Consider the following 25,772-nt stretch of genomic DNA (forward strand, 5'->3'; position numbering starts at 1 on the left):
ATTAAAGATCGTCTGCATTTAAAATTATTGACCCATCTTCTCCCCAATTTACCTTGGTAATACCTGGCTCTTCGGTCTCAAGAGCATGGAGAATGGCCGTTTTTTCGTCTACCAAGCCTTGTTGAGAGCGAACTTTATCAACAATTTCCCGATTTTCCAATAGGATACGCTTCTGCTCTAATCCTTTTTCCACAATAGCAAGCAGTTCATCATTATTCCAGGGTTTATTGATAAATCGAAACACTTGAGCTTCATTAATGGCATGTTGAACACCCTCCATATCTGCATGACCAGTTAAAACCACACGAACAGCATCAGGTTGAATGAGTTTAAACAAAATTAAAAAATCGACGCCATTGATACCTGGCATTCGATAATCAGAGATCACAAGATCAAAAGAATGCAGTTTAGCTAAAGACAGAGCTTCTTCACTATTATTTGCAACGGACAAACTATATTGTCTAAGCAAACGTGACAATGATTTCAACACATTGGGTTCATCATCAACAATTAGAATGTTAATATTTTGTTTATTCATTCATTTCTGTCGCTTTTTAGGGGGTAACCACAACATTTTTTTAAAAAATATTAACCGTCTAATCCTTGTTAAGCAAGAATTTATAAAAAAACAGTTATTTATTACAACCGTTACCTACTTTACAAAGCCAAGAAGTGTGGAAAACTCTAGACTAAATGTAGTTATATTAAACATTCTAAACTTACCCAAACATCCCATCGAAAACGGGCTCATTTATCCATCAAGCTAATTTTCTTCAAAACACTTTTGCTGATTTTCGCAACAAAGTCTTCTGGATTTTCATAATCCTGTTTTTGTATAAACTCCACTATACCTTTGACCAATTGCTTGGTTTCTGCAATTTCCGAATGTGATCGCCCACAACCCAAACAGTGCGTACCTTCAGAACTGCATTGATCAATACAGGGTTGATATTTCATGGTGTATCCTCAGCTGATAATGTGTTGGAATTTGTGCTTAATTTGTAGACATACAGTGTAGCGCCAATGACGGCCGCTTGACCTATCAACAAATTAATGACCGGCAAACTTAAGCCCAGCCCGGTTACGCCACCAAAACTTAACACTCCCCAGCGTGCTTGTTGCAGGAATTGTTTTTGTTCAGCAAACAGCAAACCGTTATTTTCCAGTGGATAAGCCATAAATTCCATGGCAATTCCCCAGGCTGCAAATATCGCCCACAACAGCGGCGCTATCATATTCACCACGGGTATCAAAAACAATAGCAACAAGGGCAACACTCTTAGCAACAAATAACCTACACGTTTTAATTCCGCAAAAAACACTTTATCCCAGGCCGCTTCTATAGGATCAATACGTTGTCCACTGATAATTTGCAGCGTTTTAGCCGATAATTGACTGTAGTAAGGAGCAGCAATCAAATTCGCCAGCAAGGTAAAGGTAAAAAAACTGATCACTATAAAGCTGATAAAAAATAACGGCCATAAGATCCAATGCAACCAGGATAACCAATCGGGAATCATGTGTTGAATCAAGCCAGAAACTGAATAATAACTTAAAACAAAGGCTAGGCTATACAGTACCAAATTTATAACTAAAGGTATCAACAGGTATTTTCTTAATTCCTGATGACCGAGCATTTTTATACCTGCTAATAAGCATTGCAAGGCAAACAATGGATTATTTCCTGATTGCAGTTTGATCATTGCGCTAAACTCCTGACGCCGTGTTCTCCAGGATTAAGTACGACACCACGCTCTGTAACAATGGCAGAAATCAAATTTGCTGGAGTAACATCAAAAACCGGATTCCAGGCATCAATCAAGGAGTCAGCGCCCAGATAACAGTCCGCCAATAGTTCTTTGGCATGACGTTGTTCAATTTCAATGTGTTCACCCGTTTCCATACTAAAATCGAAAGTGGAACTAGGTGCCGCTACCATGACTTTTACACCATGGTACTTAGCTAAAACCGCCAGAGAGTAGGTGCCAATTTTATTGGCAACATCACCATTGGCCGCAATGCGATCTGCCCCGACGATTATCCAGTCGATTTTACCGGACTTCATTAGCCATGCAGCTGCTGAATCGGCAATCAAAGTGGCAGGGATACCGTCTTGAGCCAGTTCCCAAACCGTCAGTCTTGCACCTTGCAACCAGGGCCGAGTTTCATCGGCATACACCTTTTGCAAATTTCCGCGCTGATAAGCACTGCGAATAACCCCTAGAGCAGTCCCATAACCGCCAGTAGCTAAGGCTCCAGCATTACAATGCGTTAAAACCGCCTTGGCATCACCCAAAACATCTGCACCGCGCTCTCCCATAGCATGATTAGCGGCAATATCATCCTGATGAATTTGTATGGCTAAAGTATTCAAGGCCGCAACGGGATTAGAGCATAATGTAGCTAGCTGTTGACGCATTTGCTCCAACGCCCAAAACAGATTAACAGCCGTTGGCCGAGAAGCGGCAAGTACCTGCATATCAGTATTGACTCTAGTTTGCCAATCAAGACCAGGGTAATGCTGTAGCGCGGAAAGCACCACACCATATGCAGCAGCTATACCAATCGCAGGGGCTCCGCGTACTTGCATGCTGCCAATAGCCTCAGCAATTCCAACCGCATCATCATATTCATGGTAATGAATTTTTTGCGGCAATTGGCGCTGATCCAGTACTTTCAGGCTATTTCCAGTCCATTGCAATGCTTGCACGGATAATTGCTTGGGGTGACTCATCAGATAAAAAACCTCAATATTCAGTAAAAAAAGTAGTCAAAAGGTATAATCAGCATTTTTGTCGGTGAGCATTATGCAGGTCGATCTGATTATTCAAGCACGCTGGATTATACCCGTTGAACCAGAATTCGTAATCCACGAAAACTATAGTTTAGTGATTAATGATGGCCGAATTATTGATTTACTTGAAAATCAAGCGGCCTTAAATCAATATCAGGCAAGAACTCTGGAAAAACGCCCGGAACATGCGCTCATTCCGGGGTTGATCAATTGCCATACTCACGCAGCCATGTGCTTATTACGTGGTCTGGCGGATGATCTGCCTCTGATGGACTGGTTACAAAATCACATATGGCCTGCTGAACAAAAATGGGTGAGTGCCGCCTTCGTTAGGGACGGCACTGACCTGGCGATTGCAGAAATGTTACGTAGCGGAACCACCTGTTTTAATGACATGTATTTCTTTCCTGAGATCACTGCTCAACAAGCCATACAGCACGGTATACGCGCCAATATCGGCTTGATTGTATTCGATTTTCCTACAGTATGGGCAGAAAATGCTGATGCCTATCTTAATAAAGGCCTAGCATTACGTGATCAATTACGCCATGAACGCCTGATTACTCATTCCTTTGCTCCGCACGCACCCTATACAGTTTCCGATGCTCCACTAAAAAAAATCCGCACTTTCGCAGATGAAATGGAATTAAGCATCCACATGCATGTGCATGAAACGGCATACGAAGTCAGTAACCAACAACAAACAACTCAACAAACTCCCTTGCAACGCCTGCATGATTTAGGCTTACTAAGCCCCTCATTTATGGCAGTACATATGACGCAACTAGCAGATGAGGACATTAACCTGTTCGCAAACACAGGCGCACATATTGTACATTGTCCTGAATCGAATCTAAAACTGGCTAGCGGTTTTTGCCCTGTTGCAAAATGCCTGGAAGCTGGAATAAATGTAGCACTGGGAACTGATGGTGCAGCCAGTAACAACGATTTGGATATGTTGGGGGAAATGCGCACAGCCGCTCTATTGGCAAAAGGCTTTTCGGGCAATGCTGGTGCGGTACCTGCCATTGATGCCTTAAAAATGGCGACCATTAACGGTGCCAAGGCTTTGGGGCTTGAAACCGAAATTGGCTCACTCTCTATAGGCAAAGCCGCTGATGTGGTAGCCATTGATCTAAGTGAGCTGGAAACTCAACCTTTATTCAATCCAGTTTCGCAAATTGTTTATGCAACTAGCCGAAATCAGGTAAGTGATGTATGGGTAGCGGGTGAACACTTGCTAAATCAACATCAGTTAACTCGTATTGATATAGCTGACTTAAGACAACGTATTGCTGTGTGGCAACAACGCTTAACTGAAAAATAAGCGTGAAGGTTTTATTAGCAATGCAGAAATACCAGGCTAGATAGACATAAATAAAACCAATATCTTTGCCGCTTAACTTGATAAAACCACTTTATATCATTGCTTATGGGAAAAGTTTTTGACCAAATCCCATGACCAATAACCTACTAATATAGTAAACTATACATCTTACTAGAGCCAGCTATTATGACAGCTAAAAACAACGTTAATCCGCACGAAATTCATAAATTCGGTTCCCATGCAGAACGCTGGTGGGACCCGAATGGCGAGCTAAAAACATTGCATGATGTCAATCCTTTACGTCTAGCGTTTATTCAGCAACACGCCAACTTAGCGGGCAATCGCGTAGTCGATGTTGGCTGTGGCGGCGGCATACTCACTGAAGGTTTAGTTCAAGCGGGTGCTGAAGCTTTTGGAATTGATCTCAGTGAGGAGTTGATTGAAATTGCAGATTTGCATGGTCTGGAATCTGGTTTTTCTGCCACCTATCAGACCATCAGCGCAGAAGCTTTAGCGGAACAACAGCCTGCTAGCTTCGATCATGTAACTTGCATGGAAATGCTGGAGCATGTACCCGATCCGGAGGCCATTATCCAGGCATGTTCCCACCTCGTAAAACCAGGCGGCATGGTATTTTTTTCGACACTAAACCGGGTACCAAAAGCTTATCTACTGGCGATAGTCGCTGCTGAACATGTTTTAAAAATGGTACCCAAAGGAACACATGACTACAAAACGTTTATTAAACCCGCGGAATTAAGTCAAATGGCACGTAATGCCGGACTAGACCTTAAGGCTTTAATTGGTATTGAGTACCAGCCATTTAGCAAACGCTTTAGTTTAGGAAAAGATATTAATGTTAATTATATCGCTGCATTTAGCAAACCTGATTAAGCTATGACTGCGTTTCAACTAAAATGCGTACTATTTGATCTGGATGGAACGCTAGTCGATACTGCACCCGATTTAATTGCATGCTTGAATAAAGCACTGTTAGCACATGGATATGCCGAAAAAGATCAAGCAATGCTTAAACCACTTATTTCCTATGGTGCATTGCCGATGATTAAACTGGCTACCGACAATGCTGCACCTGATATTCAAAATCGTATACTTGAGTTTATGCTGGATTGTTATCAAGAGAATATTGCCACCCATAGTGAATTTTATGCCGGTATAACGGATACTTTGGCAAACATTGAAGAGCTTGGACTCAAATGGGGTGTAGTCACCAATAAGCGCCAGCGTTTTACCCTGCCATTGATGACCGCTTTGCAACTGCATGAACGCGCTGCTTGCATTATTAGCGGTGATAGCACTGCCTATAGTAAACCGCATGCAGAACCCCTATTTGCAGCCTGTCGTTTGGCAGATGTTAATCCCGAAAATTGTGTCTATATCGGTGATGCGGCTCATGACATAATCGCCGGGAAAAATGCGAACATGAAAACCTTGGTAGCAACTTATGGTTATCTGCAAAACACGGATGAACCCGAAAAATGGGGAGCTGATGCACTCATTGCACACCCACAACAATTGCAGGAATGGATACAATCGTCACTATGTCGCTAAATAATCACGTTATTCTAATTACCGGCGCTGGCGGCGGTTTGGGTAGTACTGCAGCACTGGCATTAGCCAAGCAAGGTGCACACATCATCCTGCTGGATAAAAACATTCCTAAACTTGAGAAAGTTTACGATGCCATTGTTGCCGCTAACGCACCAGAGCCTGTTCTGTACCCCTTTGATCTAGCTGGTGCAAACGAAGAACAGTATTTTGATCTCGCCGAGAGCATAAAACAACGTTACGGTGCTTTACAGGGTGTTTTGCATGCTGCTGTTGAATTTAGTGCCTACACACCAATGGCTGCACATAAAACGCAGGACTGGGGGCATACCTTAAACGTCAATTTGAATGCTCCTTTTTTATTAAGCAGAGTATTATTACCCGTGTTACAAAACAGTCCGCAAGCAACGATGGTATTTATCTCGGACTCTGCTGCTCGGCAAGGCAAAGCCTATGCTGGAGCCTATGGAGTTTCCAAAATTGCTCTGGAAGGTTATGCCAAAATTCTGGCTGATGAGTTAGAGTCTACTGGCAAAATTCGTGTCAACACGCTAGTGCCTGGCCCTATCGATTCGCCGTTACGAAAAAAAGCGTATCCAGCAGAGGATAAAACCCAGTTACCGACAATGAATAGCCTTGAACCAGTGTTCGTATATTTATTTAGCTCCGCCAGCCTAGGTATCACTGGTCAAATAATTGACGTACAAACATTTACTTTTTAAGGAAATCACCATGGCAGATAGAGAAGTTGTATTTTTATCCCGTGATGTCAACATCGTCACCATTCCGGATGGGCATCAGGGTACCCTGAACAAAGGGCAAGAAGTAACCATACATCAATCCCTGGGCAGTAACTATACTGTAATCACCGATTACGGACATATGGTACGTATTGCAGGTGTCGATGCAGATGCTCTGGGTAAAGAAGTACATGAACTACAAACCCTAGTAGCGGAATCCGACAGCAAAGCCGTGGAAAAAAATTGCTGGGAAGTGATGAAAACAGTCTATGATCCTGAAATTCCCGTCAACATTGTTGATTTAGGTTTAGTTTATGAATGTAGCGTTACCAGCAACAGCGAAGGAGGTAACGATGTGCATGTGCAAATGACATTAACTGCGCCAGGCTGTGGCATGGGTCCTGTCATTCAAGGCGATGTTGAAAAATCTATCCGGGTGCTACCTGGCGTTCGCTCTGTCAATGTCGAGGTAGTTCTTGATCCACCCTGGTCACGAGAAATGATGTCAGAAGTAGCACAGGTACAATTAGGATTATATTAACCATGCGCGATCAATAGAACACCAGTCATCACTCACATTAATCAAGCGAAATGCCCGCCCGTCTGGCGTTTTGCTCCGACAATTTAACTCGCACTCCCATTTCTGAAAACGCTATAGTTTATCTATATCTGCATGCAGAAGACATGTTTTACATCCCATAACCACACTATCCCTAGCGCGTAAAAATGCCAGTTTTTTGACTAGGGTTGTGGGCGGAAATTTTTTGCCGCTTACCTCTAAAGCGTTTTTTTTGACACGCAGACAGCCCTAGAGAAACACTATCCTCATGAAATAAATGCACTATTTTTTTTGGCACAGTTACTGCTTTAAATATTGCAACGACTGGAGGTAATGACTATGCCAATCAATTTTAATAGTGCTTTGGGGGTACACCCCCAAGCTTTGATGCTTAGAGAAAAACGGGGAGAAATTCTGGCCGCTAACTTAGCCAATGCGGATACCCCTGATTATAAAGCACGTGATCTCGATTTTAAGTCTGCTTTTAAACAAGCTTTAAGTCCTAATAACAGCGTAACCAGCGAAAGTAGTAGCTTGAAACTGACTAATAATGAACATTTGGCAGGACAACAAACCATGCTGGGTGCCACTTTAATGTACCGCAATCCTCAACAAAGCTCTTTAGATGGTAATACCGTGGAAGGACATATAGAACAAGCCAAATATGCTGAAAATTCGGTGCAATATGAAGCCAGTTTAAGTTTTTTAAAAGGCAATTTTTCCGATTTATTGACAGCCATTAAAGGACAATAGTTATGTCAGGTTTAAAAATATTTGATATTGCCGGTAGCGGCATGAACGCCCAAAATCTGAGACTTAATCTGGTGGCCAGCAATATTTCCAACGCCAATAGCGTCAGTAGTAGCTTGGATCAGGTTTATAAAGCACGCCAACCTATTTTTGCAACTGAAATGCAGAATGCTCTGAATAAAAACTCAGCAAACGGCGTCAATGTACTGGGTGTAGTCGAGAGCCAAGCGCCTCCGGTCATGGAATATGCGCCCAATCACCCGCTAGCCGATGCAACGGGTTATATCTATAAACCCAATGTCAACAGCATAGAAGAGATGGCCAACATGATGTCGGCTTCACGTTCATACCAAAACAATATTGATGTGTTGAATACAGCCAAAACCATGCTTTTAGACACTTTAAAATTAGGACAATAGGATTTTATTATGACTAGCAGTTTGCAAGATACCTTTAATAAATTAGGGCTGGCGACCACCACATCGACTAGTTCGTCCTCTTCAACCAGCAAAACTAGCGGTAGTTCCAACACATTATCACAGTCTGATTTTCTGGCCTTGTTAACCAAACAATTAACCACTCAAGATCCGACTAACCCAACGGATAGCAACGCCATGATTCAACAAATGGCTGAATTTAGTACCGTAACCGGTATTAACAGCTTGCTCACTTCATTTCAGGATTTATCAAAATCAATTACCTCTGACCAAACCATACAGGCTTCATCCTTGGTTGGACAGTATGTATATGCCCCAGTTAGTCAGGCGGTGCTCACGTCAGGAGGCAATGTTGATGGTTATTTCACTTTATCCAGTGCAGCGACCGATTCAACCTTAACCATTACCAATCACAGCACTGGCGCAACCGTTAAGCAAATTGATCTAGGTTCACAAGCCGCAGGTCAGGTGGCATTTAACTGGGATGGCCTTGATAGCTCGGGCGCAGCTGCACCTACAGGCATTTATGACGTCAAAGTGACCGCTATGGTAGGCGGAAAAAATACCGCACAGACAACCAACATCCGCTCACAAGTTAATAGTGTGACAGTAGGCACTGGTAGCAGCGGTTTGCAACTGAATCTGGTCGGATTAGGATCATCAGTTCCCTTTAGTAGTATTTCAACCATCCAGTAATTGAGGAGAAAATTCATGACTTTTTCTACTGCTTTAAGCGGCCTAAATGCTGCAAATAATGATCTTTCGGTAACGGGTAACAACATTGCCAACTCAAACACCGATGGCTTTAAAAAATCTCGCTCTGAATTTGCCGATGTTTATGCATCAAGTGTCGGCGGTGTCAGTAAAATAACGCCGGGTTCTGGGGTAAGTGTCGCCAATGATGCCCAACAATTTATTCAAGGCACCTTACAGAGTACCAGTAACAATTTGGATATGGCCATCAGTGGAGGCGGATTTTTTACCCTGGCACAAAGCCCGACTAATACCAATAATTTATCCTATTCTCGAGACGGCGAGTTTCAGCTGGATAAGGACGGTTATCTGGTAAACAATCAGGGTAACGCTGTATTGGCTTATGCCCCCAATGGCACCACAGTAGCGGCAGGTTTTAGTACGGGTGTACTGCAACCCGTGCAAATAAATACCCTTACCGGCCCGCCTACACCGTCAAGCACCATTAGCCTGAATGTCAATTTAAACGCCAGTTCTACACAACCTTCTCCACCTGTGCCTACCAGTACAGTCAAATTGGGCCTCACTCTGAATGGCACCGACGCAGCACCAGCCAATTCCACGTTTAGCCCAACGGATGCTACCAGTTATAATTCAATGACAACAACCACTGTCAATGATTCACAAGGTAATCCGCAGACGCTTTCCAGCTATTTTGTTTATACTGGAGCCGATGCCAATGGTAATATTGCCTACACTGTTCACAACTTTATCAGTGACCCTAACACACCTAATGTGCTAACTGAACTGAGTGCTGGCCCCTTTACTTCACCGCCAACAACAGTAACAGCATCGACGCCGCCAACTACCGGCACCTTAACCTTCGACCCGACATCCGGCGCGCTTGTTTCACCAGCAACAGGTGAATTTTCTTTATCTGCCTATTCGGCAACACCTAGCACTGGTGCTAAGCCTCTTACCATTAGCAATCTTAACTTTTCTGGCACACAATTCACAGGCTCTGCCTTTGCTGTTAACTCTAAAACACAAAACGGTGTGCCTACTGGACAAGCCCCATTTAACCCAGCTAATTCTTCAACCTATAATTCACAGACATCTGTGACTATCTATGACTCGCTGGGCTCACCTCATATTGTTACCACCTATTTTGTCAATGTTGGTTCACGACTGGATTCTTCAGGAAATTCGGTAACCGATTGGGATGCATACCACTATATCAGCGACCCAGCTACGCCTACCGTACAAACCCCATTAAACGCCACACCAATAGGCACATCTACCAGCACAGCGACAGTACCGGCAGCGACGGCTACGACACCGATTCCTGGTGATTTAACCTTTAGTTCGTCCGGTAAAATCATCTCACCTTCAGGTGGTAATTTTGCATTATCTTCCTACACAATTAATCCGCCTACTGGTGCAGCACCGATTACCATTAGCAATATGAATTACACTGGTTCAACACAGGTACAACAAGCATTCAGTGTTAACGGTCAAACCCAAAATGGTTTACCTGCTGGACAGTTAACCGGGGTTAGCATAGACATTACCGGAGTAATATCCGCTAACTTTAGCAACGGTGGCTCTTTGCCATTAGGACAAGTTGCCATTTCAAATTTCTCGAATACCAATGGATTATCAAAAGTGGGTAGCACCAGCTGGAAACAAAGTGCTTCATCAGGTCCTGCGACTCTGGGTGTAGCAGGATCAGGCAGCTTAGGTACCATTGAAGCGGGGTCGGTTGAAACATCAAATGTTAATTTATCTAACGAATTAGTGAATCTGATAGTTGCTCAACAAGCTTATCAGGCAAACGCCAAGACGATTACGACAGAAAATAACATTATGACCAGTATCTTGCAAATTGCTTAATTCATTGTATCTGACCATTTAGAGAGTACGTTATGGATCGAAGTTTATATGTGGCAATGAATGGTGCTAAACAAACCATGCTGGCACAAACCGCAAACGCCAACAATCTGGCTAATGGTCAGACTACAGCGTTTAAAGCGGATTTCGAGCAGTTTCGCGCCATGCCAGCCTTTGGTCCAGGCTATCCTGCACGTGTCTTTACCATGACGGAGCGTCCGGGTACAAATTTAGCTACAGGCACTCTTCAGACTACAGGACGTGATTTGGACATCGCTATTGATGGAAAAGGCTGGCTTGCAGTAAAAACTAAAGATGGAACCGAAGCCTATACGCGTGCAGGAGATTTAAAATTGACTCCAGAGGGAATGCTGCAAAACAGTAATGGCTTACCAATACTGAACGATTCAGGCAATCCGATAGTGATACCCCCTACGCGAAAAATTGCTATTGGAAGCGATGGTACCATCAGTACCATCGCTCAAGGAGCAACAGCCAATAGTACTGCCATTCTTGATCGTATCAAGCTGGTAAATCCTGATCCCAGTATGCTGGAAAAACGCTCGGATGGCTTAATGTATAGAAAACAAGTGGGGTTAACAGTAGCAGATCCCAATGTCAAATTAGTACAGGGCTCATTAGAAAGCAGTAATGTCAATGTTATGTCGGCTATGGTAGAAATGCTTGAATTATCAAAACACTATGAATTGCAAGTAAAAGCCATGAAGAGTGCAGATGACAATGCAGCAGCATCGGCCGCTTTAGTAAAGTTGGCATAGGATATGCTTGATTTACGATGTGACGAAATTTTGTCAATCTTTAGGAGAGTATCATGACAGAGCGTGCATTATGGGTCGCCAAAACAGGCTTGGACGCCCAACAAACTCGAATGGCTGTAATTTCTAATAATATAGCCAACGTCAATACCACTGGATTTAAATCGGATCGACCCATTTTTCAAGATTTGATGTATCAAAATATACGTCAGTCTGGCGGACAAACTTCGCAGAACACTCAGCTACCCACAGGCTTGCAATTGGGAACGGGTGTTAGATCTGTCGCCACGGAAAAAATCCACACCCAGGGTAACATTCAGCAAACCGGAAACTCACTTGACGTCGCTATCAGTGGCCAAGGTTTTTTTCAGATATTAATGCCAAACGGTGACACCAACTATACTCGGGACGGGACTTTTCAGTTGGATTCTACCGGGCAAATTGTCAACTCTGCAGGCATACCTTTATCGCCCAGCATTACCGTGCCGCAAGATGCATTGAGCATTACTATTGGGCAAGATGGCACTGTCAGTGTTACCCAGCCTAATTCAGCGGCCGCCAATCAAATAGGCCAAATTCAAACCGCTGCGTTTATCAATCCAGCGGGCTTAGAACCTATTGGCGACAACCTTTACAGCGAAACAGTAGCCAGCGGTACACCAACCATAGGCACGCCTAGTGAAAATCAATTCGGCGCTTTAACGCAGGGAGCTTTGGAAACTTCGAATGTCAATATCGTCGAAGAAATGGTAAACATGATCGAAACGCAACGCGCCTATGAAGTCAATTCCAAGGCGATTTCCACTACCGATCAAATGCTATCGTTTGCTACCCAAAACCTCTAATGCACAGTCAATCATCATGAACGCAACCATGCAATTTAAACATCTTAAGTCCGGCAAATTATTGCCACTGACACTATTGATGCTAGTTTTGATGGGATGCGATACTTTACCCAAACGCGATCCTGACTTTGCTCCCGTACAACCTGCTGATTTGCGCCCCCCCCAACAGAATAATGGCGCAATTTATCAGGCAGGATACGATATGCGCCTATTTGAAGATATTAAGTCTCGACGCGTTGGTGACATATTGACCGTAACTTTAGTCGAAGCAACTGCGGCAAAAAAACAAGCCGATATGAAAGCTGACAAAAACAGCGGCTTAACTACTTCTGGCTCGGTACCCTCTTTATTTGGCTTGGCCGGCCAAGCCTTATTAGGTGCTAATTCGGCAGTTACAGGTAAATACACGATAGACAGAACCAATCAAGGTACAGGTAAAGCCGATCAAAGCAACAGCTTAACGGGTGGCATTAGCGTTACCGTCGTAGAAGTTTTACCCAATGGCAATTTACGCGTACGTGGTGAAAAACGCGTAACGTTGAATGATGGCAGTGAATATATCCGCGTATCAGGCATTGTGCGCCCTATAGATGTGAGTGTGTCCAATACCATTCCATCAACTCTGATAGCCGATGCAACCATCATGTATACCGGAGACGGAAATATGGCCGATACCAATAAAGCGGGTTGGTTTACACGCATTGTTAACAGCCCATGGTTCCCTTTCTAAACTGAAAGTACAACTGACATCTAAATTTTTAACCACAAAAACAGGATATAGGCACAGTTTCATAGACATACTGTAACGATAATGATCAGTTAATCTTATTCACAGCATCTGCTGGTTAAGAGTCTATTGCCACCCATTCACAAATGGCTGATGTTATGTTTTATACAATAAACAGGAAGCAAAGCTCATGCACAAAATTACTATAAGCTTGATATTACTGTTAGCTTATCAAAACGCTAGTGCCGAACGCATTAAAGATCTGGCTTCGGTAGCGGGAGTACGCACTAATCAATTGGTTGGTTACGGTGTTGTCACTGGTTTAACTAAAACCGGGGACAATACCTCAAAATTCATCCCACAAAGCTTGGTAAGCATGATGGGGCATATGGGATTAACTTTGCCGTCTGGCACCGACCCAAAAACTAAAAACTCTGCTTTTGTCAGTGTAAGTGCGGATTTACCGCCTTTTGCCAAACCAGGACAAAAGATTGATGTCACTGTTTCTTCGATTGGTGACGCCAAAAGCTTGCGAGGAGGCTCTTTACTGATGAGCCCCTTACGTGGAGCAGACGGCAAAATTTATGCGGTGGCACAAGGCAATCTAATTGTAAACGGATTAAGTGCCGCAGGTTTGGACGGCTCTAAAGTTACTGTAAATAATCCTTTAGTAGGACGTATACCCGGTGGAGCGACTGTTGAACAATCCGTTCCCACTTCTTTCGATCAGCCTGGCGATTTAGTGTTTAATTTAAACACCAATGATTTTACCACTGCTAACAGTATGGCTGCTGCCATCAATAAAACCTTAGGTTCAGAAACGGCGAAAGCCTTAGATGGCGGTTCTGTGGTGGTCGCCTCCCCGGCTAATGTCACACAGCGAGTCAGTTTCGTTTCAGTCATTGAAAATATTGAAGTAACCCCCGATGCCGCTCCCGCTAAAGTCATTGTTAACTCAAGAACCGGAACGGTCATAATAAACAACAAGGTCAGAATACAATCGGCTGCGGTGTCTCATGGCAGTTTGACCGTCACCATCAGTGAAAACCCTCAGGTTAGCCAACCCAATGCCTTATCCAACGGCACAACCACTGTCACTCCACAATCAGATGTTTCTGTAAAAGAAGATAAAAATCGTATGTTTGTGTTTAACGCTGGCGTATCGCTGGATGAAATTGTTGATGCAGTAAATGCGGTCGGAGCCGGACCCAGCGACTTAGTAGCCATTCTTGAAGCGTTGAAAAGTGCTGGCGCTATGCAAGCAGAATTAATCGTTATTTAAACGGCTTACCTTTTGCAGTTATTTAGGAGATTGACATGTTAAGTTTGGACAGTACACCTGTTTACACCGATTTTGACGGACTGGCAAAACTAAAGCTTGATGCGCGTGAGCAATCTCCTGAGGCGATTAAACAAGTTGCCAACCAATTTGAATCTGTATTTTTAAACATGATGTTAAAAAGTATGCGCCAAGCCAAACTGGGGGATGGCATCATGGATAACCAGCAAAGTGATTTTTATCAGGATATGTATGATCAACAATTGGCGACGCAATTGGCAGGCAAACCTGGACTGGGTATTGCCGAATTTATTCTCAAACAATTAAATCCCAAAACAGGTCGGGCTGATAAAAAACGGGATGCTGAAGATTATTTAAGCCAGGCTGATAACATCATAAGCAGCTCAATTGCATCCACACAATCGCCTGCGGTTAATATGTCTTCAACAAATCCTATCAACCTATCTGGCTTGAATAGCTTGGAACGCAGCCTATCAGGTGTTTACGCCAATCGCCAAAATAGGTTTAATAACTGGCAAAGTCAGGATGATGAATGGCAAACCCAAAAACTTGACGATAGCCAAGCCATTTCTAACAAACAAGACTTTATTAATCAATTACTACCTCATGCGCAACAAGCTGCAAATGCTTTAGGTGTGGATGTCAATCTATTACTAGCACAAGCCGCGTTGGAAACAGGTTGGGGACAGGCTGTTATTAAAAATGGCCTGGGTGAGAGCAGCTTCAATTTATTTAACATTAAGGCCGATAAAGCCTGGCAAGGCAAACAAACCAAGGCATTAACGGTGGAATTCAATGATGGCATCGCTAAAAAAGAAATGGCAGGATTCCGCTCTTATAATTCCTATAAAGAGAGCTTTAATGACTATGTAAACTTCATTAAAACTAATCCACGCTACAACGAAGCACTAAAAAAAGCAGCGAATGCTCAACACTATATTCATGAATTACAACAGGCCGGATATGCAACTGATCCCAAATATGCCGAAAAAGTGATGAATATATTCAATACCCAGACTGCTTCGCCCAAGCAAGCGAAAATCGCCGGATAATAAAAGGGAATACTCATGACTGCAGGCATTTTAAGTACCGCATTATCTGGGCTTTCAGCCTATCAACAAGCCCTGAATACCACTAGTAATAATATCAGTAATGCCAATACTGCCGGTTACAGCGTTGAACAAGTTCAATTTGCTACGCAAACTGAACAACAATCCGCCAACGGCTATATAGGCAATGGGGTATCGGTTGCAACAATCTCGCGTAGCTATAATCAGTTTCTGAATACTCAGGTGCTTTCCTCGACATCCGCATATAATAGTTCAAACACCTATTACACCATGGCGAAACAAATCGATAATATGATCGCCAATCAGAGTACTGGGTTATCAGGATCGATGTCTGCCTTTTTTAATGCTGCCAATACAGTTGCAAACAGCCCTAGCTCTACGCCAGCCAGACAGGTTTTATTATCTGATTCTGCTGCGCTAGCCGACCAGTTTAATAGCATTAACTCCACTTTTACCAATATAAACACCCAGGTAAATGGCAACTTGACCGCCTCTGTTCAAGAATTAAACGATTGGGCACAAACCGTCGCGAAATTAAATGTACAAATAGTATCCGCCAGCAATAATGGCACAGGACAAGCTCCCAATGGTTTGCTGGATCAACGAGACGCCTTACTGAATAAAATGTCTGAACAAGCCAATATATCGGTGGTTAATCAGTCAAACGGTTCCATAAATGTGTTTATCGGTCAAGGTCAGCCCTTAGTGCTGGATACTTCAGCATCCACTCTGACGGTGCAAGGCTCACCTACCGATAGCAACCAAATAGACGTCATGCTTAATGGCCATGATATTTCCAATCAAATTACAGGTGGCCAAATTGCGGGTAATGTTCAATTTCGCTCACAAGTACTGCAACCCGCTCAGCAACAATTAGGTTTGATAGCAACAGGATTTGCGACAGCAGTGAATAATGTTCAGGCTGCCGGTGTAGATTTAAATGGCAATCAAGGGTTACCTTTGTTTGTATTAGGCGCACCTAGTGCCGAAGTACAAGGACTTTATGGCGATCCTAAGTTACAGGTTAGTGCCAATTTTTCAGCTCCAGCAACGGCATCAACACTAGCGGCATCTTATCAGTTACAAGTCACGAGTACCTCACCCAATAGCTATATGTTAACCAATTTAACTACAAATACTGCTGTTACTGGTTTGGATGATACCAGTTTGGCTAGCACGGCAGCGGCAGATGGATTTAGCATTGCCTTCAGTGGCGGCTCATTAACGTCGGGTGATAGCTTTCAAATCAGTCCTAATTACAACACGGCGGCGACCATTCAGGTAAACCCGGCAGTCACCACACCAGCACAAATTGCTGCAGCAACCAGCGCCACTGGCTTACCTGGTGATAATAGCAATGCCTTGACATTGGCTGATTTACAAAATCAAAAAACCATGAACAATGGCACTAACACCTTTTCCCAGGCTTATGGGCAGTTAGTCACCACTGTTGGGCAAAATACCAGTACTGCACAAATAAACAGTAGCGCCCAAAATACCGTTCTGCAAAATGCTACCAATGCTCAACAAAGTATATCTGGGGTTAATTTAAACGAGGAAGCAGCTAACCTGATTCAATTTCAAAATGCTTATCAAGCCTCTGCCAAATCAATCTCTTTGGTACAAACCTTATTTACATCCATACTCAATGCAGTTGGATAGGAGAATTTTATGCGTGTTTCAACTTCGTGGACTTACCAAACTGCCGTGTATACCATGCAAAATCTGCAAAGCAGTTTGAGTCAATCGCAATCAAAACTGGCTTCAGGTCAAAAATACTTAAGCCCTTCAGAAAACCCAGCTGCATCGGTTAGCTTGATTAATTTTACTCAAAATATTCAAATAACTCAGCAATACCAGACTAACATCAACGCGGCAAAAGACAAATTACAGCTAGCAGATTCTACCCTGAACAGTGCTGTCAATGTTCTACAAAGCATACAATCATTGGCAATGCAAAGCTTGAATGGTATTAACACCCCCCTAAATCAGCAGGAAATTGCCACGCAGGTTGATCAACTTAATCAACAGTTAATGAATCTAGCGAATACTCAGGATGCCAGTGGTGACTATATTTTTTCTGGTACCAATACCACAACCTTACCTTATACCTCTACACCCAACCCCAATGCACCTAGCGCGGATGCGCAAAGTACCGACCCGTTAGGGTTTACCTATAATGGCAACAGTTCACAAGCCTCCATCACTATAGGCCCTGAAAACCGTCAAGTAGCCAATGGCAACCCGGGTGACGCAGTGTTTGGTACCTTATCCAGTGGGCCTTTGACGACTGGTTCAATTAGCAATGTGTTTCAGGCTGTTTCGCAGTTAGCCAATAACTTGAATAACAACACATCAACCAGTGCCTCTTTAACCGATATTACCAATGCACTAACCCGCATGGAAACCGTGCAGGCTTCGGTGGGCGCACGTTTGCAGGCCACTAATAGCCAACAAAACATTAATGCTCAGACTATATTGGATAATCAAACCACTGCTTCCTCAATTGGCGATCTTGATTATGCTAGTGCTATCAGTCAATTGGATCTACAACAAACTGCACTTCAAGCAGCTGAACAATCGTTTACCAAAGTACAGGGTTTATCATTATTTCAATATATACAATAAATGCCGTACGTCTATAATGAAAAACCCATTTCAGCTAATTGAATAATTTCGATCTGTTTTAAGACACAGGCAAAACCCTATTTAATTATCCGCCTATCGGGTTTATGCATAATCCGATACAATCTAGGCTTGAGATTACAAGGGCATTCATGGCTCATTAAATCTTAGTATACGTCAATTAGCTTATGCTTAGCAGAAAAGACTGGCGCGCGCTCGTCACAGCGAATTCACCTGCAAAATATATAACTTTTTCAGTATAAGCTTAACAATACTCAATTTTCTCCATCTACTGTAAAGCATGAAAGATCAATCATTTGTCTTTGACCAAATCCATATCGAAGTTGCTAGAAACGCTTCCGATGACTTTAATCTATTTCATGATAAGCACAAATGGCTACAGGTAACGCATAATCCTTTCAAAGGCCCCATTGTATTAGGGTTTCAGCTTAATACCTTGATCGAATATCAAATGCGACTGTATCGGGAAGCACACCACGAAAACAAGATAATTGCTGAAAATCAGTTACGCTATAGCAATTACCAGATCACTTTTGTCAATGCACTTCGTCCTCGTCAGGAAATGACATTGGACATCAAAAAAACACTGATTACCACCATACCCGATCTGACATTAACCAATCGAGTAACCATTAAATCGTTAGATAAAACCATACTGATTGGTTATAAAAAAGAAACCAAACAGCCATTATTTTTGGCCAACACTGATTTAAGCAAACTACCTGATCTTGAGACTCTCAGTGACAAATCCATGGTTCCCGACAGCGAATTTTTTCTAAAACGTAAATGGATGCATAACGGCAATGTCAAAAACTTTTTATCCGGCTCTCTGGCAGAGCAATCTGATTACTTTGACGATCTGACCAATTTGGAGAATTACCCCGAAGTTTTTCCTTGCAGCCTAACTTCAGGTGCATTACTGGAAAAAGCTCAAATGGAAAATCACGATTTCAAACGAAATCCTATGGTGTATACCTCGCATGATATTTCGGTAGACAGACTGCATCTGAAACGCATTAAAAATAACGACAAATTACATATTCTGGTCAAACAGTTACCTGAATCGGAAAAGAACACTTTAAACCATACCAACATTTTATTACGAACCTACGAATGTTACGGCTTGCTGGAAGATAAATCGATATTATTCAGAATCAAACTCAATCTGGTACCATTAGAGGAGATCATTAAAAACCTAAGCACCAAAACGCAATAAATAGGCATTCATTGGCTTGTAACTGCGTTGAATGTTGTGAATTTTTCTGAACATCAAGTATAATCCATTAAGTCGTTAGGCAAAGCCAGTGACGAGATTCCAATTAATCAAAACAACACACTAAAGATAAGGCGATTGTTTGTTGTAAAGTAATCGCATTGTTCGAGGAAAAAAAATATGAGTAATATCGAAGAACGAGTAAAAAAGATTGTCGCAGAGCAATTAGGCGTGAAAGAAGAAATCGCAAACGATGCGTCTTTCGTTGACGATCTTGGCGCGGATTCTTTAGACACAGTAGAACTCGTCATGGCCCTGGAAGAAGAATTCGAATGCGAAATTCCAGACGAAGAAGCTGAAAAAATCACCACGGTTCAATTAGCTATTGACTATATAAACGCCAATCTGCAATAAATCGTTCAAGTAGCTAGCGGACTTACTCCGCTAGCTTACTCCCTTCTTCTCTTGTTTGTCTTCTATATTTAACGGTAGTCTGCTGTGAGTAAACGTCGAGTTGTAATAACTGGCTTAGGCGCTGTTACGCCTTTAGCCAATAATGTTGCTGAAACCTGGGATGGAATTATCAATGGTAAAAGTGGCATTGGTCCCATTGATTCTTTCGATATTTCCACTTTTGCCACCACTTTTGGTGGAGTAATCCGTAATTTCGATATCAGTGCCTATATTTCTGAAAAAGATGCGAAACGTATGGATGGGTTTGTACATTATGGTATTGCTGCAGGATGTCAAGCCATTGAAGACTCTGGCATAGTAGTCACGGAAGAAAATGCTGAACGTATTGGCGTTGCCATTGGCGCGGGTATTGGCGGCATTACGGGTATTGAGGAGTGTTACGCGACATACGTTGCGGGAGGCGCCCGGAAAATTTCACCTTTTTTTGTACCCGGTAACATCATTAATATGATTTCCGGTAATTTGTCTATCAAATACGGCTTAAAAGGTCCAAATTTTGCTATTGTGACGGCATGTTCAACGGGCACCCATAATATCGGCGATGCTGCACGACTGATTAAATATGGTGATGCAGATATCATGGTCGCCGGTGGCGCTGAACGCTGCACAAGCTCGCCAACAGCGATGGGTGGTTTTGCATCTGCCAAAGCTCTTTCCCGACGCAATGATAATCCGCAAATAGCCAGCCGCCCTTGGGACAGAGACCGTGACGGCTTTGTGCTAAGTGATGGCGCAGGGGTTGTGGTGTTGGAAGAGCTGGAGCACGCTAAAGCCAGAGGGGCCAAAATTTATGCAGAACTGGTTGGCTATGGCATGAGTGGTGACGCATATCACATCACCTCACCCTCCATGGGCGGCGAAGGCGCTGCGCGCTGCATGAAAAATGCACTGGCTGACGCTAAATTGAATGCGAGTGACGTTAATTATATTAACGCACACGGCACATCTACACCGGCTGGTGATATTTGCGAAACCCGCGCTATGAAAACAGCTTTGGGTGACCACGCTTACAAAGTGGCTATCAGCTCCACCAAATCAATGATAGGCCATCTGCTAGGAGCAGCAGGCGGCATAGAAGCCGTACTAAGCGCACTCGCCATAAAGCATCAAATTGCCCCTCCAACTATCAATCTGGACAACCCTGATCCAGAATGCGACTTGGATTATGTTCCCAATATAGCCAGAGACATGTTAATTGACATTGCTATCTCAAACTCTTTTGGTTTCGGCGGCACCAACGGTACTCTGGTCTTTAAGCGTTACCAATAAGCCTCTGATACAGCACTGTTGTCACAAATGTATTTAGTCAATGGTGAACGCAGCGAGAGTATAGATATCGCTGACAGGGGTTTTCAATACGGCGATGGTTTATTTGAAACCATCGAAGTATTGAATGGCCGCCCACTGTTTCTGGAAAGACATTTAAAACGGCTCAATCATGGCTGTCATCGCTTACTTATTCCAGCACCAGATCAGGAACTGCTCATCGCAGAAGCAGAGCAAATGTCTGCTTCAACCCAAAGAGCTGTGCTAAAACTAATAGTCACTCGCGGCTCTGGTGGACGTGGTTATCGACAACCCGCACAACTAAGCCCCACTCGAGTATTTGCACTTTATCCGTTTCCAGACTATCCAAAACAATTTCATACAGACGGCGTGGCTGTCAGACTTTGCAAACAGCGCCTCGGCATTAATCAAAGCCTTGCGGGTATAAAGCATTTAAATCGACTGGAACAAATTCTCGCCAGAGCAGAATGGCAGAATGAAGAAATAACCGAGGGTATAATGCTGGACCATGATAATTTCGTTATCGAAGGCACCATGAGCAATGTATTCCTTGGCAAAGAGGGGATTTTATATACACCAAAGCTGACAAATTGTGGCGTTGCGGGTATAGTCAGGCAAATGGTTATTGAATTTTCTACACAGTATGAAATACCATTACTTGAACAAGAAATTGAATGTTCAGCACTATGGCAGGCTGACGAGATTTTTATCACTAACTCTATTTTAGGTATCTGTCCAGTGCGAATGATTGAACAAACGCATTTTAGCATTGGCACGCAAACCAAAAAACTGCAAGCCATGTTTAATGCCTTACGCATAGAGTTAGCATCATGATCAGAAGCATTATTGCTTTTACCTTATTAATGGTACTTGGACTCCTATTAATTTGGGGCGGCATGCATAATCACCTGATTTTAAAAAAACCAGTCGTTCTAACTGACACCACATTTGAAATTAATAAAGGCGACTCTTTTGACTTTATTACCCGGCAGCTAAATGCACAACAGATAAACGTCAATCCCTTCTGGTTTAAATTATTTGCCTACCGAAATAATCTGGCACGCATGATCAAAGCAGGTGAATACGTTTTACCAAAAGGCTCAACCTGTGCGGATATTTTAAAACAGTTTAACGAAGGCAAAACCAGACAATATTCCATTACTTTTCCCGAAGGCTGGTCTTTCAAACAGATTTTTCAAGCCATTAAAAACAATCCGAATTTAGAGCATACCCTCTCGGAACAGAATTTAACAGAGCTGATGAGTTCTATTGGCTCTGATAAAAACCACCCAGAAGGCTTATTTTTTCCAGACACCTATTTCTTTGAGAAACATACCAGCGATGCCGAATTGCTGAAACGCGCACATGATAAGATGCAAGCGGTTCTTAATGAAGAATGGCAAAAACGCGCGCAGGAACTGCCTCTAGAGAATCCCTATCAAGCTTTGATTTTGGCATCTATCATCGAAAAAGAAACAGCCGCGGTTGAAGAACGTAAACAAATAGCCGGTGTTTTTACTCGACGTTTAAAAAAAGGCATGTTGTTACAAACTGACCCTACTGTGATCTATGGTATGGGGGATGACTATCATGGGGATATCCGCCACAAAGATTTACGCGAACCAACCCCCTACAATACCTATATTATCGAAGGACTACCTCCCACACCTATTGCAATGCCAGGCAAACAAGCTATTAACGCGGCTCTGCATCCAGATGACGGTGACACTTTGTTTTTTGTGTCCCGCGGAAATGGTCGCCATGCATTTTCCGCTTCATTGGCGGAACACGAAAAATTTGTTGACCAATATCAAAGATGAAGCCTGGACGATTTATCAGCTTAGAAGGTGGCGAGGGCGTCGGTAAAACCACCAACCTGGAATACATTCAGCATTTTCTGCATGACAAGCATATTCCGCATATTGTTACCCGCGAACCCGGCGGCACTCTACTTGCAGAAAAAATCAGAGCCATTTTACTGGATCACCAAGACGAACCTCTCTGTGAATCAGCTGAATTACTATTGATATTTGCTGCGCGCGCTCAACATATTCGGCAAGTCATCGCCCCAGCCTTACAAAACGGACAATGGGTATTATGTGATCGATTCATTGACGCCACTTATGCCTATCAAGGTGGCGGACGTCAAATGGATACGCACATAATCGCCTGGCTGGAACAAACGATACTGGGTACTTTAAAGCCCGATCTAACTCTGTTGCTAGATGCTCCAGCTGATGTTGGTTTAAAGCGAGCCAAACGACGTGGCAAATTGGATAGATTTGAAACTGAGCAACTGGAATTTTTTGAACGTGTACGCACTGTATATTTGCAACGCGCCCAACAAGACACTCTGCGTTACCAAATCATAGATGCCTGTTTACCTTTACAGGAGGTTCAGATAAAAATCGATCAGATTCTTGAGCGGTTTTTATCCATATGAGCACAGACAATGTTGATATTTTTCCATGGCAACAAGTCATTTGGCCACATCTATTGAGCTATATTGATCAACAGCGCATACCTCAAGCTTTATTATTTTCCGGCCCGACGGGACTGGGAAAACGCCAATTGGCCGAATACTATACTCAAAGCTTACTCTGTCACGCACCACTATCAGCAACCATTAAACATACGACAATCGCCTGTGGTGAATGCGTTAGTTGTAAATTATTGAAAGCCAATACGCATCCTGACTATTTTGTCATAGAACCTGACGAACCTGGCAAAGCCATAGGTATAGATAAAATCCGCCAACTCATAGCAAAACTGGCCTTAAAACCACAATATGAAACTTATCGGCTGGTGATTTTACATCCCGCAGATAACTTGACCACAGCGGCAGCAAATGCCTTCTTAAAGTGCCTAGAAGAACCTAATGAACGCACTTGTTTCATACTCATTAGTGATCAAGCCTATAAATTACCCGCTACCATCCGTAGTCGTTGCCAAACTATCAACTTCTCGCTTCCTAAACCGCAGATCACTGAAGACTGGTTGCAGCAACAAGGTGTAGCGCCTCCTTATCAGTCTTTGTTAATTATGGCGAGTGGATCACCCTTATTAGCCAAAGAGTATGCTGAACGTGGATTTATGCAACATCGAAACGCCTATTTTGAAATTTGGTTACAAATAGCTCAAGGTAAAACCAATCTATTAATGGTGGCCGAACAATGGCAAAAATCGGACATTATTGATTTAGGAACACTTATAAACTGGATCTGTAGTTGGATTATGGACATTATAAAACTTGCACATGATGTTGACAGCAAGCATATCAGTAATCCGGATTTTAAAAAATCCTTGCAAGCATTGGCGAAACGCCTAGAATTAAAACGAGTTTATCAATACTATGACATACTCTTGAACAACAAAGCACTTGTAAATACACAACTTAACAAGCAATTAGTCACTGAACGCCTGTTAATTGACTGGTTTCAACTTAATAAAAGCTAAGCTTATGGCCGAAAACATTTCCAGACAAGGCATTTTGTCACTAACCATCAAAGAGAAAAACGCCCTCTATTCTGCCTATATGCCATTTATTAAAAACGGCGGCTTGTTTATTCCCACCAAACGCGATTACGAACTAGGTGAAGAAGTATTTCTGTTACTCAGCTTATTGGATGAAACCGAACGCCTACCCATCGCCGGCAAAATTATATGGAAAACACCTTTAGGATCAGAAGGTTATAGACTTGCAGGTATTGGCGTACAATTTAGCGACCATGATGGCGGCCTAGCTCGCAATAAAATTGAAACTTATTTGGCAGGCGCATTAGAAACAGAGCGTCCCACTCATACTATGTAATAAATTGGCAAACCTATTCATATATGTATATAGATTCTCATTGTCATCTTGATCGTATTGACCTTACTCCCTACGAACATGATTTTGCTAAATTTGTTCAGGATGCTGAACAACAAGGCATCCAACATATGTTGTGCATAGCCATTGATCTGGAATCTTACCCAGCATTATTCGAGCAAATACTCCCCTACCCTAACATATCACTTTCTGTGGGTGTCCACCCCAATGTTACTGATGGACACGACCCCAGTATCGAAGAATTACTGGTCTTGGCAGAACACCAGAAAGTAATCGCCATCGGTGAAACCGGTCTGGATTATTTTCATGGCAAAGGTGATTTAGACTGGCAAAAACAACGTTTTAAAAATCACATTCAAGTCGCTAAAGACTTAAAAAAACCCTTGATTATCCATACTCGCAATGCGGATCAGGATGCCTTAGATGTTTTAAGACAAGAAGGGGCTGATCAGGTAGGTGGTATTATTCATTGCTTTACAGAAGATTGGGAATACGCGCAAAAAGCGATAGATTTAAATTTTTATATTTCGTTTTCAGGCATTGTTACATTTAAAAATGCGCTTGCCATTAAAGAAGTTGCTCAAAAAATATCGGCTGATCGCTTTCTAATAGAAACTGACTCCCCCTACTTAGCACCAGTCCCTTTTCGAGGTAAACCAAATTACCCTACTTATGTACGCTATGTAGCTGAGCATATAGCTGAATTACGGCAAGTGCCAGTAGATGAAATTGCTAAACAAAGTAGTGCTAATTTTTATAGCCTGTTTCCTGGGCTTAAAGCTTAGCGTAAAAAAATGCGGCCTGAGAGGCCGCATTATGAGGAAGGAAAGGACTCAATCCCCAAAA

29 protein-coding genes are annotated in these 25,772 nt (G+C 42.8%); 25 read left to right on the forward strand and 4 right to left on the reverse strand.

Annotated features, from left to right (window positions below; all coding sequences use genetic code 11):
- Nucleotide 1 precedes the first annotated feature (1 nt).
- The 4 genes from ABH008_RS18375 to mtnA all read right to left on the reverse strand — a co-directional run bounded on the left by ABH008_RS18375 (nt 2) and on the right by mtnA (nt 2,734).
- Nucleotides 2-538 carry a response regulator gene (locus ABH008_RS18375; RefSeq protein WP_347987064.1) on the reverse strand — a complete coding sequence of 179 codons (537 nt, stop codon included), beginning with the start codon at nt 536-538 and terminating at the stop codon, nt 2-4.
- Nucleotides 539-747: 209 nt separating this feature from the next.
- The gene (locus ABH008_RS18380) at nt 748-957 is read right to left on the reverse strand and encodes a DUF1289 domain-containing protein (RefSeq protein ID WP_347987065.1); all 210 of its coding nucleotides are present in this window, start codon (nt 955-957) and stop codon (nt 748-750) included.
- Entirely contained in the window at nt 954-1,703 is a 750-nt protein-coding gene (cysZ, locus tag ABH008_RS18385; protein ID WP_347987066.1) for a sulfate transporter CysZ, read from the reverse strand. The genes ABH008_RS18380 and cysZ overlap by 4 nt, the downstream gene beginning before the upstream one ends.
- Nucleotides 1,700-2,734: an S-methyl-5-thioribose-1-phosphate isomerase gene (gene mtnA, locus ABH008_RS18390; protein ID WP_347987067.1), complete on the reverse strand. Its 1,035-nt coding sequence runs from the start codon at nt 2,732-2,734 to the stop codon at nt 1,700-1,702. The genes cysZ and mtnA overlap by 4 nt, the downstream gene beginning before the upstream one ends.
- Before the next feature lie 73 nt (nt 2,735-2,807).
- Here mtnA and ABH008_RS18395 point away from each other — a divergent pair, with 73 nt between their 5' ends.
- The 25 genes from ABH008_RS18395 to ABH008_RS18515 all read left to right on the forward strand — a co-directional run bounded on the left by ABH008_RS18395 (nt 2,808) and on the right by ABH008_RS18515 (nt 25,711).
- Nucleotides 2,808-4,121, forward strand: a complete 1,314-nt coding sequence (locus ABH008_RS18395; RefSeq protein WP_347987068.1) for a TRZ/ATZ family hydrolase — start codon at nt 2,808-2,810, stop codon at nt 4,119-4,121.
- A 186-nt stretch (nt 4,122-4,307) separates the two neighbouring features.
- Nucleotides 4,308-5,015 carry a bifunctional 2-polyprenyl-6-hydroxyphenol methylase/3-demethylubiquinol 3-O-methyltransferase UbiG gene (gene ubiG, locus ABH008_RS18400; protein WP_347987069.1) on the forward strand — a complete coding sequence of 236 codons (708 nt, stop codon included), beginning with the start codon at nt 4,308-4,310 and terminating at the stop codon, nt 5,013-5,015.
- A 3-nt stretch (nt 5,016-5,018) separates the two neighbouring features.
- Entirely contained in the window at nt 5,019-5,693 is a 675-nt protein-coding gene (locus tag ABH008_RS18405; protein ID WP_347987070.1) for an HAD-IA family hydrolase, read from the forward strand.
- The gene (locus ABH008_RS18410) at nt 5,684-6,412 is read left to right on the forward strand and encodes an SDR family NAD(P)-dependent oxidoreductase (RefSeq protein WP_347987071.1); all 729 of its coding nucleotides are present in this window, start codon (nt 5,684-5,686) and stop codon (nt 6,410-6,412) included. Before ABH008_RS18405 ends, ABH008_RS18410 begins: the two co-directional genes overlap by 10 nt.
- A gap of 10 nt (nt 6,413-6,422) precedes the next feature.
- A complete protein-coding gene (sufT, locus tag ABH008_RS18415) occupies nt 6,423-6,971 on the forward strand; it encodes a putative Fe-S cluster assembly protein SufT (protein ID WP_347987072.1) in 549 nt (182 codons plus the stop codon).
- Between the two features lie 357 nt (nt 6,972-7,328).
- Nucleotides 7,329-7,742 carry a flagellar basal body rod protein FlgB gene (gene flgB / locus ABH008_RS18420; protein WP_347987073.1) on the forward strand — a complete coding sequence of 138 codons (414 nt, stop codon included), beginning with the start codon at nt 7,329-7,331 and terminating at the stop codon, nt 7,740-7,742.
- A gap of 2 nt (nt 7,743-7,744) precedes the next feature.
- Nucleotides 7,745-8,158: a flagellar basal body rod protein FlgC gene (gene flgC / locus ABH008_RS18425; protein ID WP_347987074.1), complete on the forward strand. Its 414-nt coding sequence runs from the start codon at nt 7,745-7,747 to the stop codon at nt 8,156-8,158.
- Between the two features lie 9 nt (nt 8,159-8,167).
- Complete coding sequence (locus ABH008_RS18430) at nt 8,168-8,872, forward strand: flagellar hook capping FlgD N-terminal domain-containing protein (RefSeq protein ID WP_347987075.1); 705 nt, start codon at nt 8,168-8,170, stop codon at nt 8,870-8,872.
- Nucleotides 8,873-8,887: 15 nt separating this feature from the next.
- Nucleotides 8,888-10,762 (forward strand): flagellar hook-basal body complex protein, encoded by a 1,875-nt coding sequence (locus ABH008_RS18435; RefSeq protein WP_347987076.1) that lies wholly within the window; start codon nt 8,888-8,890, stop codon nt 10,760-10,762.
- A 32-nt stretch (nt 10,763-10,794) separates the two neighbouring features.
- On the forward strand, nt 10,795-11,538 hold the full coding sequence (gene flgF, locus ABH008_RS18440) for a flagellar basal-body rod protein FlgF (protein ID WP_347987077.1): 744 nt from the start codon (nt 10,795-10,797) through the stop codon (nt 11,536-11,538).
- Nucleotides 11,539-11,591: 53 nt separating this feature from the next.
- Nucleotides 11,592-12,380, forward strand: coding sequence for a flagellar basal-body rod protein FlgG (gene flgG, locus ABH008_RS18445; protein WP_347987078.1), 789 nt, complete (start codon nt 11,592-11,594; stop codon nt 12,378-12,380).
- Between the two features lie 28 nt (nt 12,381-12,408).
- Entirely contained in the window at nt 12,409-13,110 is a 702-nt protein-coding gene (locus tag ABH008_RS18450) for a flagellar basal body L-ring protein FlgH (protein WP_347987079.1), read from the forward strand.
- A 187-nt stretch (nt 13,111-13,297) separates the two neighbouring features.
- Complete coding sequence (locus ABH008_RS18455) at nt 13,298-14,389, forward strand: flagellar basal body P-ring protein FlgI (protein ID WP_347987080.1); 1,092 nt, start codon at nt 13,298-13,300, stop codon at nt 14,387-14,389.
- Between the two features lie 35 nt (nt 14,390-14,424).
- Nucleotides 14,425-15,459 (forward strand): flagellar assembly peptidoglycan hydrolase FlgJ, encoded by a 1,035-nt coding sequence (gene flgJ / locus ABH008_RS18460; protein ID WP_347987081.1) that lies wholly within the window; start codon nt 14,425-14,427, stop codon nt 15,457-15,459.
- A 15-nt stretch (nt 15,460-15,474) separates the two neighbouring features.
- Complete coding sequence (flgK, locus tag ABH008_RS18465; protein WP_347987082.1) at nt 15,475-17,139, forward strand: flagellar hook-associated protein FlgK; 1,665 nt, start codon at nt 15,475-15,477, stop codon at nt 17,137-17,139.
- A 9-nt stretch (nt 17,140-17,148) separates the two neighbouring features.
- A complete protein-coding gene (gene flgL / locus ABH008_RS18470) occupies nt 17,149-18,105 on the forward strand; it encodes a flagellar hook-associated protein FlgL (RefSeq protein ID WP_347987083.1) in 957 nt (318 codons plus the stop codon).
- Between the two features lie 298 nt (nt 18,106-18,403).
- Nucleotides 18,404-19,339, forward strand: a complete 936-nt coding sequence (locus ABH008_RS18475; protein WP_347987084.1) for a hypothetical protein — start codon at nt 18,404-18,406, stop codon at nt 19,337-19,339.
- A gap of 177 nt (nt 19,340-19,516) precedes the next feature.
- Nucleotides 19,517-19,750, forward strand: a complete 234-nt coding sequence (acpP, locus tag ABH008_RS18480) for an acyl carrier protein (RefSeq protein WP_013820083.1) — start codon at nt 19,517-19,519, stop codon at nt 19,748-19,750.
- Nucleotides 19,751-19,834: 84 nt separating this feature from the next.
- Nucleotides 19,835-21,079 (forward strand): beta-ketoacyl-ACP synthase II, encoded by a 1,245-nt coding sequence (fabF, locus tag ABH008_RS18485; protein WP_347987085.1) that lies wholly within the window; start codon nt 19,835-19,837, stop codon nt 21,077-21,079.
- 27 nt (nt 21,080-21,106) lie between these two features.
- Complete coding sequence (pabC, locus tag ABH008_RS18490) at nt 21,107-21,931, forward strand: aminodeoxychorismate lyase (RefSeq protein ID WP_347987086.1); 825 nt, start codon at nt 21,107-21,109, stop codon at nt 21,929-21,931.
- Nucleotides 21,928-22,917 (forward strand): endolytic transglycosylase MltG, encoded by a 990-nt coding sequence (mltG, locus tag ABH008_RS18495; protein WP_347987087.1) that lies wholly within the window; start codon nt 21,928-21,930, stop codon nt 22,915-22,917. Before pabC ends, mltG begins: the two co-directional genes overlap by 4 nt.
- On the forward strand, nt 22,914-23,540 hold the full coding sequence (gene tmk / locus ABH008_RS18500; protein ID WP_347987088.1) for a dTMP kinase: 627 nt from the start codon (nt 22,914-22,916) through the stop codon (nt 23,538-23,540). The genes mltG and tmk overlap by 4 nt, the downstream gene beginning before the upstream one ends.
- Nucleotides 23,537-24,553, forward strand: a complete 1,017-nt coding sequence (locus tag ABH008_RS18505; RefSeq protein WP_347987089.1) for a DNA polymerase III subunit delta' — start codon at nt 23,537-23,539, stop codon at nt 24,551-24,553. Before tmk ends, ABH008_RS18505 begins: the two co-directional genes overlap by 4 nt.
- A 4-nt stretch (nt 24,554-24,557) precedes the next feature.
- Complete coding sequence (locus ABH008_RS18510) at nt 24,558-24,908, forward strand: PilZ domain-containing protein (RefSeq protein WP_347987090.1); 351 nt, start codon at nt 24,558-24,560, stop codon at nt 24,906-24,908.
- A gap of 23 nt (nt 24,909-24,931) precedes the next feature.
- The gene (locus tag ABH008_RS18515) at nt 24,932-25,711 is read left to right on the forward strand and encodes a TatD family hydrolase (RefSeq protein WP_347987091.1); all 780 of its coding nucleotides are present in this window, start codon (nt 24,932-24,934) and stop codon (nt 25,709-25,711) included.
- The last annotated feature ends 61 nt before the right edge of the window (nt 25,712-25,772 follow it).

Source organism: Methylomonas sp. AM2-LC (assembly GCF_039904985.1).
Classification (GTDB): Bacteria; Pseudomonadota; Gammaproteobacteria; order Methylococcales; family Methylomonadaceae; genus Methylomonas.